General features: G+C 69.7%; 8 protein-coding genes and 1 pseudogene. 4 read left to right on the forward strand and 5 right to left on the reverse strand.

The genetic code is table 11. The annotated features are described in order from the left end of the window. Positions 1-1264 precede the first annotated feature (1264 nt). Entirely contained in the window at positions 1265-1630 is a 366-nt protein-coding gene (locus IE277_RS48635; RefSeq protein ID WP_229882564.1) for a hypothetical protein, read from the forward strand. Between the two features lie 63 nt (positions 1631-1693). Next, positions 1694-2900: pseudogene (locus tag IE277_RS49380) on the forward strand (IS701 family transposase). Positions 2901-3119: 219 nt separating this feature from the next. Here the strand turns inward: IE277_RS49380 and istB are convergent. From istB to IE277_RS45695, 3 genes are all read right to left on the reverse strand, one after another. Next, positions 3120-3914, reverse strand: coding sequence for an IS21-like element helper ATPase IstB (gene istB, locus IE277_RS45685; RefSeq protein ID WP_189959915.1), 795 nt, complete (start codon positions 3912-3914; stop codon positions 3120-3122). Next, complete coding sequence (gene istA / locus IE277_RS45690) at positions 3911-5173, reverse strand: IS21 family transposase (protein ID WP_189959933.1); 1263 nt, start codon at positions 5171-5173, stop codon at positions 3911-3913. Before istA ends, istB begins: the two co-directional genes overlap by 4 nt. A gap of 85 nt (positions 5174-5258) precedes the next feature. Beyond that, positions 5259-6182, reverse strand: coding sequence for an oxidoreductase (locus tag IE277_RS45695; protein WP_189959924.1), 924 nt, complete (start codon positions 6180-6182; stop codon positions 5259-5261). 79 nt (positions 6183-6261) lie between these two features. On the opposite strand from IE277_RS45695, the gene IE277_RS45700 reads away from it, so the two are divergent. Further along, positions 6262-6855, forward strand: coding sequence for a TetR/AcrR family transcriptional regulator (locus IE277_RS45700; protein WP_189959926.1), 594 nt, complete (start codon positions 6262-6264; stop codon positions 6853-6855). Between the two features lie 170 nt (positions 6856-7025). Here IE277_RS45700 and IE277_RS45705 read toward each other — a convergent pair whose 3' ends face one another. Together IE277_RS45705 and IE277_RS45710 are read right to left on the reverse strand one after the other, a co-directional pair. Then, positions 7026-7676 (reverse strand): response regulator, encoded by a 651-nt coding sequence (locus IE277_RS45705; RefSeq protein ID WP_189959929.1) that lies wholly within the window; start codon positions 7674-7676, stop codon positions 7026-7028. Beyond that, positions 7673-8824: a sensor histidine kinase gene (locus IE277_RS45710; RefSeq protein ID WP_189959935.1), complete on the reverse strand. Its 1152-nt coding sequence runs from the start codon at positions 8822-8824 to the stop codon at positions 7673-7675. The genes IE277_RS45705 and IE277_RS45710 overlap by 4 nt, the downstream gene beginning before the upstream one ends. A gap of 133 nt (positions 8825-8957) precedes the next feature. On the opposite strand from IE277_RS45710, the gene IE277_RS45715 reads away from it, so the two are divergent. Beyond that, a partial coding sequence (locus IE277_RS45715) for a class I SAM-dependent methyltransferase (RefSeq protein WP_189959931.1) occupies positions 8958-9454 on the forward strand: 497 nt, incomplete at its 3' end.

Here is a 9454-nt window from a genome sequence, read left to right on the forward strand (position 1 = left end):
GTCTCACTTGATCTGGTCGATCCAGGTCAGAGTCGGTCTCGGAGACCAGATCCTTTGCGACGGGACATGTCCGGTGACAACTCCTGAGCTTCGGCTCAGTTCCCTGGCGCAGCAACGAGACGGTGAACCGCAGATCCGGCGCGCGGCTTGAGGACGCGCTGGCCAGGGTCAGGGGGAGAACCTCGTGCCCGTACGATGCCGGTGTGACCGCTCGCCGCACCCTTGGCGTCGGCCCGGAGGCCGCGCACGGCATCCGCGCCCCGCAGGCCGACTTGCTCGCCTCTCTTCCGTCAGTCCGTCTCCCCGACCTTGACGAACTGAGGGCCCGAGGCGTTCTGGGTAATCACCCGGCGGTGTCCCCGGTCCCGCGGCGGACCCTCGGAGCCGGCGGTCGCGCCGACGAGGGCACGGCATCACGCCTTTCTTCCTGAACGTGACCGTGTCGTCGTCGACTACGACGCGAATGACGCCGTCGTCCGCTTCGCTTTCGTGTGCGGTGCTTGGCGGTGTTGGCGGCATCGCCAGTCAGGGCGATGGCCGGGTCCTGACGCGTGCTGGTCTGCCGCTCGCCGTGACAGGACAGAGCCTGCCCCGCGCCGTCATCGCGGTCCAGGCTCCAGCCGCTTACGCTGCCCCTGGGCGAGTCCTCGGCCCGACTGGTAGCCCTCGGCGTCGAGCCGGCCGACATTATGCCAGGCGTCACCTCGTTCGGCACGGACGTGGGAGCCTGCTGTCCACCCCCCGATCAGAGCCGGTGGATTCCGGGGGAGTCATACGGTTGGCCGCGCCCGGGATGAACCCTGCCGCAGGGGCATGCAATGTGATCCACATGAAAGCAACACACCGAACTCACCTGGAGACATCCATGTCCCGAGCACTCGCGGTCAGTGCCCTCCTCGGCCTCGTTTTCGCAACCGGGTCGTCCACAGCCGCATACGCAGCGGCCGCGCCGGCACTCCCTCACATCACCGCAGTAGCCACGACCGTCCAGTCCAGCCCCACCATCCTCGTTCACCACGGCGGCGGTGATGAGGACGATGGTGTTGGCAACATCGGCGACTGTTTCGGCGGCGGGTGTGCCTGATTGACATCTGTCCCGCATGAGCCCGGGGCGGGCGGAGGCGGAGCGCTGTATGCCTGCGCAGTTCCTCCTCCGTCTCCTCGAGGCGATGCGGCCGGCGCCGCGTGCGGGGTGGGTGACGTGGCCCCGACGCCGGGCACGGGGTCGGATGGTGTCCCGCCGGGTGGTTTAGACGCGATCACGGTGAAGACGCAGATCGCCCCACAACCAGTCAGTCGGCATCGCGCTCAGCTGCTGCGAGTCGGCCCCGCCCTTCCCCGCATCGACAACCGGCTCGGCGATCCTTACTCGATCGTCACCGAGATGAACGACGACAGCAACCGCGAGGTCGCCCAGGTCATCAAGGCCGACGACTTCATCGCCAGTACCCAGGTGATCAGCCTCCTACTGACCCAGCTGACCGAGAACCAGACCTCGTGCTGGGGACCGAGGCCAGTTTCGCCACGTCATCGAGGCGGCGCGCAGGCGAGGAGAGACCGCCATCGGCTAGTAGGGCTTGGTCAGGTTCACTCGCCAGTGGAGTGTCCGTTTGATCGCTTGTTCCGTTGACCTGTTGTGCTGGGTGGGGAGCTGGCCGCGGTCCGATGCGATCTGGAGGACTTCGCGGCGGAGATGTTCGAGCCGTTCGCGCGGGCGGATCAGCGCCGGTGGGGCTGGGTCTATCTGCGGGGCCTGCTGCTGGACGGGCGGCGCAGGTCGGTGGAGCCGATGGCTGCCCGGCTGGGTGAGGACGGCAACCGGCAGGCCCTGGCCCACTTCGTCACCTCCAGCCCGTGGGAGGCGGCGCATGTGCGTGCCCGCCTCGCCTGGCGGATGCAGCGGGTGATCATGCCGACCGCGCTGATCGTGGCTGACACAGGCTTCCTCAAGGACGGGGACGCCTCGGCGTGCGTGGCCCGGCAGTACACCGGCACCGCGGGCAAGGTCACCAACTGCCAGGCCGGCGTCTCGCTGCACCTGGCCTCCGACCGCGCGTCGGCGGCCGTCGACTGGCGGTTGTTCGTGCCCGAGAGCTGGGATCCCGGCTCGCCGAAGGCCGATCGGCCAAGGTGGCCCGCCGCACCCCATGCGGCGTCCCCGAAGAGATCGGCCATGTCGAGAAGTGGCAGCCGGCCCTGGACATGATCGACGAGACCAGGTCGTGGGGCATCGATGTCCCGCTCGTCGTCGCCGACGGCGGCTACGGCGATGCGGCAGCCTTTCGGCTGGGCCTGGAAGAACGCGGGCTCGGCTACGTGGTAGGGATCTCCGCCACGACCACCGCCCAGCCGGAAACGGCACGGCCGCACACCCCGCCTCATGGCGGTCGCGGCCCCCGGCCCCAGCCCGCCTACCCCGAGTCGGCCCAGACGGTGAAGAAGCTGGTCATCGAGGCCGGGAAGCGGGCCGCGAAGCCGGTGCAGTGGCGGGAAGGCTCCCGCCCGGCAGCGGCCGCAGCGGCGTCAAGCGCATGTACTCGCGGTTCGTGGCCCTGCGGATCCGGCCTGCCGGACGTGAGATCCGCAAGAACACCGTCGGCCCGGGGCTGCCCGTGCGCCGGCTGCTGGCCGAATGGCCCGCCACCGAGCCCGAACCCGTCCAGTTCTGGCTGTCCGACCTGCCCGCCGACACGGCGCTGGCCACCCTCGTGCGCACCGCGAAACTGCGCTGGCGCATCGAGCACGACTACCGCGAGATGAAGCAGGCCCTGGGCCTGGCCCACTTCGAAGGCCGCACCTGGCGCGGCTGGCACCACCACGTCACCCTCGTCTCCGTCGCGCACGCCTTCTGCACCCTCCAGCGCATCACCCGGTCCCCAAAAGAAACGGCGCCGGCCTGAGTCTCTACCGGGTCGTCCGTGAACTGCAGTTACTCCTCGCGCTCTGGACCGGCGCCTGCCCCACCTGTCACCGCAACATGCCAGAACCAATACTGACCTGACCAAGCACTACTAGCGGCCCTGCGCCGAGAGGTCACCAACTCCAAGGTCTGGCCTTGTCAACGGTTCCTGAATTTTGACCCCCTGCGAGTTCGGGAAAATTGACCCCCAGTGGGTTGATCAGTCGCGGCCCGCGCGCTTCTCCTTGGCGAGGAGTTCGCGTCGTTGGCGGGTGCGGTAGGAGTCGCCGGTGAGAGTGAGGACCTCGGCGTGGTGGACCAGGCGGTCGATCATCGCGGCGGCTACGACGTCGTCGGAGAAGGTCTCTCCCCAGCGCCCGAAGGGCAGGTTCGAGGTCACCATCACCGAGCCCTGCTCGTAGCGGGAGGCGATGAGCTGGAAGAACAGGTTCGCCGCGTCCTGATCGAACGGGATGTATCCCACCTCGTCGATGATGATCAGCTTGTAGCGGCGGATCTTCTTCAACTCGGCTTCCAGACGGCCGGCTTGGTGGGCCTCGGCGAGCCGGGTGATCCAGTTGCTGGCGGTGTCGAACAGGACCGAGTAGCCGGCGTGCGCGGCCTTGACACCAAGCCCGATGGCCAGGTGGGTCTTGCCGATGCCCGGCGGGCCGAGCAGGATCACGTTCTCCGCCTTCGCGACGAACGTGCCGGTGGCCAAGTGGGCGAGGACGTCGCGCCGCAGCGACGGCAGGTGGGCGAGGTTAAAGTCCCCCAACGTCTTGACCTGCGGGAAGTGGGCGGTACGGATCCGCATCACGGTGCCCTTGGACTCCCGGTCGGCGACCTGCCGCTGCAACAGGGCGGCCAGGTACTCCTCGTGAGACCAGTTCTCGTCCCTGGCCTGCTCGGCGAGCTCCTCCCAGAACGCTCCGATTGTCGGGGTCTTCAGGACCCGGGTCAGGTAGGCGATCATGGACGGCAGGCCGTCCTTCGTCGCTGCGGTGGTGGTCACTCACTGCTCGCTTTCGTTGTGCTCGCGGGGTCGAAGTCGACGCCGAACAGGGCGTCGTAGTCGGGCAGGGCCCGGAGGGCGACGGCATGGCCGTCGCTGTGCTGGCGGGTTGCCGCCTGGCGTCTTTGCCGGTCCAGGGCCAGGGCCTGGCGCATCCGGGCCGCGGTGGCCGCGTGGACGGGGTCGGTGACCACGGCCTGCTTGGCCCAGGACCGCTGGTGGTGGGCGACGACCTGGCCGTCGCAGATGGCCGTGACCGTGTCCGGCATCGCGGTCACGTCGACGAACCGGCCGATGGCCTGCGGGTCCACCGAGTAGTCGGCGGTGTCGACGCGGACGTAGTAGTCCCGGCCGAGCCGGACGCGCTGGGTCAGCCCGATCGGCGGCGTGAAGGGCGGCAGCGCGATCATCGCCTGGCGGTCGGTCTCCAGCAGGTCGACAGGGCGGCCCTGGATGGAGCGGACGGTGCGGGCGTTGGCCCGGTCCAGCCACTCGGCCAGCTGCTGGTTGAAGTCGGCCGGCGAGGCGAACTGCCGTCCCGGTAGGAACGAGGTCTCCAGGAACTGGTTGTTCCGCTCGACCATGCCCTTGTATTCGGGGTCGCGTGGCGGCGCGAGCTTGATCTTCGTGGCCAGCGTCCCGGCGAACGCGGCGGCCGGTGCGGTCACCTTCCCGCTGCCGCCGATGGCCGCCTCGCGGTCCCAGACCAGCGTGTGCGTCACCCGGCCGATGCTGCTGATCAGCGACCACATGCCCGCCAGAATGTCGCCGCCCTGCCGTGTCGGGATCATCTCCGCGGTCAGGAACCGGGAGAAGCCGAGCGTCATGACCAGGACCGGCAGGATCCGGTGCTGGCCGGGTGCGACCTGGACCCTCGTCTCCGGGAACCACAGGTCGCACTGGGTGATCTGGCCGGGCTCGTAGGTGACCCGGTCGACCGGGTCGATGCCGACGTACTCCGGCCGGATCTCGGCCAGCTTCTTCACCAGCGGCGATATCGAGTACGGCCACTTGATCCGCTCGGCGATCACTGGCGCCGGCATCGTCGGCCACTCGTTCAACAGGCCCCGGATCTGCGGCTCGAAGGCGTCCGCTACCCGTCGGCGCGGGGCCCGTTCGTACTTCGGCGGCCGGTCCGAGTTCAACGCGGCCCGCACCGTGTTCCGGGCCACCCCCAGCCGCCGTGAGATCTCCTTGATGGGCACGCCCTCTGCTCGATGCAGCCGACGTATCTCCGCCCAGTCCTCCACCTTCAGCACCCTCTTGTATCGAGCAGCCTCCGTGACACCGAGTGCGGCCACCTGCCCCGTCGCAGGTGGCCGACTCGATGGGTCGGCCACGGCTTCAGGATCGAACTGCCGCAGTCAGCTCCGGGAAGGTGACGCCGGTCAACTCTTCGGAGACGCTCCACAGACGGCGCGCGGTGGCCGGGTCACTGGCCGCTGCCGAACGGCCGACCAGGGAGGGGGCGCCGCGCATCTCGAACATGCCGTCGGGGCCGACGTAACTCGCGCCGGGAAGGTCCTGGACGGCCGCGTACAAGGAGTTGAGTGCGCCGGCCTCGCCGCCCTGGGCGATCAGCATGTTGACGAGACGATAGAAGAGGGTTCGCAGGAGGCTGGCGTCGTGGCTCTGGAGGTTGGTGGCGGCCAAGCCGGGGTGCGCGGCGAGGGCGCGGACGGGCGAGCCGGCGGCGCTCAGTCGTCGCTGGAGTTCCAGGGTGAAGAGCAGGTTGGCGAGCTTGGACTGGCTGTAGGCGGTCAGCGGGTTGTACTCGCCGGTCAGGTCGAGGTTGTCGAAGTGGATGCGGGGACTGCCCGGGGCCTTGTGCGCCCCCGACGACAGGGACACCACGCGGTCGGTGATGTGCGGCAGCAACAGGTTGGTCAGGGCGAAGTGGCCCAGGTGGTTGGTGCCGAACTGGGTCTCGAAACCGTCCTTGGTGCGGCCCTCGGGGACGTTCATGACGCCGGCGTTGTTGATGAGCAGGTCCAGGTCACCGTGCCAGTCGGCGGCGAACTGGCGCACGGAGGCAAGGTCGGCCAGGTCGAGCCGACGGACCTCCACGCTGCCGTTCACCGTTGCTGCTGCGGCTTCACCACGCTTGGTGTCCCGTACGGCGAGGACGACGTGGGCGCCTGCGGCGGCCAGAGCCGTGGCGGTGGCGAGTCCGAGGCCGCTGTTGGCGCCGGTCACGATGGCGGTGCGGCCGGTCTGGTCGGGGATGTCGGTGGTGTTCCAGGGCTGGGTCTGCGTGTTCTTGGCCATGACCCCAATGTATGCACTGATCACAATGTAGGCAACGTTAACAATGTATTCATCGCATACACCCGGCTAGGCTGAGGGCATGACGAACCGCCCCTACCACCACGGAGACCTCCGCGTCGCTCTGCTCGCGCGGGCCGAGGAGACACTGCGCGAGCGGGGGGCGTCCGCGCTGTCCCTGCGCGAACTGGCTCGCGAGGTCGGGGTGAGCCCCGCCGCGCCGAGTCGCCACTTCAAGTCCAAGCAGGCACTGCTGGACGCCCTGGCGCTGACCGGGTTCGAGCGGCTCGCCGAGGCCATCGCAGCCTCACAGGAAGGCGCTGGTGAGGCGTTCGCCGACCGGCTGGATGCCGCGGCCCGCGCCTACGTGGGCTTCGCCGTGGCCAACGCCGCACTGCTCGATCTGATGTTCTCGGTCAAGCACAGTCCGCAGGCGTCGGAAGCACTCGGGGCGACCGCACACCGATGGTCCGATCAACTCCTGGAGCTGATCGGCGATGGACAGCGCCGTGGCGAAGTACGCGAGGGACCACTCGAACGGATTGCCTTGCCAGTCGTCGCGGCACTGCACGGCTACGCCGGCCTGACGGTGAGCGGCGTCCTGCCGCCGGAGGTGGCTGAGTACGGCTTGGACGACCTGATCGCGTCCATCCTGCGCGGCTGCGCGCCACAGTAAGAAGCCGCGCAGACAGGCGTCGATGGCCTGGTGAACAGGTGGGCGAAGGAGCAGGTTCCGGGATCTTCGAGGTCCTGGTCTTGGTCACCGTGTGCTTCGGCGACCGTGGGTCCGTCACTGGCCGTCGATGAGGTCAGTGCCCCGACGTCCTTCAGCACCTGCTCGTTTGATCAGGTGGGCAGTCCCGCGTCGCGGGCCAGGAGGGCGGCCTGGACGCGGTTGGTGACGCCCAGGGCAGTGAGGATGCGGCTGACGTGGGCTTTGACGGTGCTTTCCCGCATCGTGAGGCGGGTGGCGATGTCAGCGTTGGTCTCGCCCTGGGCGAGCAGGGCCAGAACGTCCAGCTCCCGGGGGGTGAGCCGCTCAAGGCGGGCCCGCGCGGCGGTGGCCTTCGGTTGGTTGCCGGTGTGGTAGCGGTCGATGAGTCGGCGGGCCGCGGCGGGGTGGAGCATGGCGGAGCCGGCTGCCACCAGGTGGACGGCACGCAGGATCTCGGCGGGATCGGTGTCCTTGAGCAGGAACCCGTCGGCTCCCGCGGCGAGCGCGTTGTAGACGTACTCGTCGAGGTCGAAGGTGGTCAGGGTGATCACTTTCGGCGGGTGGGGAAGGGCCCGTAGCCGGGCGGTCGCGGTGATGCCGTCCATGCGCGGCATGCGCACGTCGACCAGGGCCACGTCGACGCGATGGGCGCCGGCCTGCTCGACGGCGTCCAGGCCGTCCACGGCCTGGGCGACGACCTGGATGCCCGGGTCGCCGTCGAGGAGGTCGGTCAGGCCGAGGCGGACCAGGGCGTCATCGTCGACGATCATGGCGCGGATCATGTGCGGGTGCCGTTCTGTTCGATGCCGACGGGGTGGGGGATGCGTGCGGCCAGCCGCCAGGCGCCCGCGCCGGCGGGTCCTGCGTCCAGGTGTCCGCCCAGCGCGGTGACGCGCTCGCGCAGGCCGACGAGCCCGTATCCGGACTCGACGGCGCCCGTGCTGGAAGTGCCGGGGATTCCGGGGGTGTTGGTGACGTCGATCAGGGTGGCCGGCGGGCGGTAGTCGACCCGTACGGTCACCGTGGCGCCGCCCGCGTGCTTGCGGACGTTGGTCAGCGCCTCCTGGACGATGCGGTACGCGGCCAGCCGGTGGGTCGTGGGAGCCTGCTCGGGAACGCCGTCGACGGTCAGTTCGACGTGCTGCCCGGCGGCGCGTGCCTCTGCGGCCAGCTCGCGGACGTCTCGTATCGCGGGCGCGAGCGCCGCACCCTGCGCCGCGTCCGGGTCGCGCAGGGCGCCGAGGACATCGCGCAGGTCGGCGAGGGCCTCGGCGGACGTGGCACGCAGCAGCGCCAGGCGCTCGACGACCGGCGCGGGCAGGCCGTCGCCCCTGGTGGCCAGCACTCCGGTGTGCAGGGCGATCAGGCTCAGACGGTGGGCCAGCACGTCGTGCATCTCCGCGGCGATGCGGGAGCGTTCGGCGGCCCGGGCCGTTTCCTCCCGCAGTCGCGACTCCGTCCGCAGGTGCTCGACCTCGGACGCCAGCGCCTTCACCAGCCGCCGCCGGTTGCCCTGCCACAGACCGGCCACGAACCCGAACAGCAACACGAACAGGGTCGACACCCATCGCCCATCGGCCCACAGCGACGTGGCCTGGGCACCGAGCAGGTTGGCGCCCAGCGCAACGACGGCACTGGCCAGTGCGACCCGCATCCGACGGGCCACGGCCAGGTCGAACAGGGAAACAGCCAGCAGCGGAGCCAGCAGCCACCCCCACCACGCCGTCCCCGCCGCGACCACCCACGGCGCGAGGGACCATCGCAGCCGGGGCACCACCAGCGCCACCGCACACACCAGCGCGGCAGCCGTCACCGGCACCGCATACCGGCCGCCGGAGACCAGCGCAGCATTCACCGCGGCGCCCGCTACCAGGAAGGCCACGAACCCCGCACGCCCGACCGCCGCCCACACCGGGCCCTTCCACCACATCACCCGGCCATGCTAGGCAGTCCACCGCGGTTGCCGAACAGACGAAAGGCCATGCCGACCCCTACTTTCGTCGGCCAAGCCCGTCGCAGAACGGAGGATCTCAAGGACGACGCCCCTCCGTAGCGTCGAAACCATGAACGACTGGACGACCTCGCACCAGCGCGCCACCGAGCAGCGCCATGCCGAAGGCTGGATGTTCCTCATCGAAGCCGCCCGCGACCTGCGCACCACCGGCGCCATCGCCCCCAGCGGCAAAGCCCTCGCCCACGCCCTGACCGAGCCCGTCCGCAGCCGCTCCCCCCGCCCGCTGGCCGTCCTGGAAGCAGGCGCCGGCACCGGCGCCGTCACCCGCCACCTGATCCCCCGCCTTCCCCGCGGCAGCCGCCTCGACATCGTCGAGGCCAATCCCCGCTTCGCCGACCAGCTGCGCGCCCTCGCCGCCACCCACCCCCGCACGACGTCCCGGTCCGCGGACATCACCGTCCACCAGAGCCTCGTCGAGGACCTCGACACCGACCGGCGGTACGACGTGATCGTCTCCGGCCTGCCGCTGACCAATTTCGCCCCCCGCACCGTGGAACGGATCATGAGCCGCTACCTGGAACTGCTCCACCCCGGCGGAACCCTCAC

Source organism: Streptomyces alanosinicus (assembly GCF_014650595.1).
Classification (GTDB): Bacteria; Actinomycetota; Actinomycetes; order Streptomycetales; family Streptomycetaceae; genus Streptomyces; species Streptomyces alanosinicus.

What these genes read in the sequence shown, in the direction of transcription:
- IE277_RS45695 (WP_189959924.1), bottom strand. Translation starts at nt 6,182, where the DNA reads ATGGCCAAGAACACGCAGACCCAGCCCTGGAACACCACCGACATCCCC.
- IE277_RS45700 (WP_189959926.1), top strand. Translation starts at nt 6,262, where the DNA reads ATGACGAACCGCCCCTACCACCACGGAGACCTCCGCGTCGCTCTGCTC.
- IE277_RS45705 (WP_189959929.1), bottom strand. Translation starts at nt 7,676, where the DNA reads ATGATCCGCGCCATGATCGTCGACGATGACGCCCTGGTCCGCCTCGGC.
- IE277_RS45710 (WP_189959935.1), bottom strand. Translation starts at nt 8,824, where the DNA reads ATGTGGTGGAAGGGCCCGGTGTGGGCGGCGGTCGGGCGTGCGGGGTTC.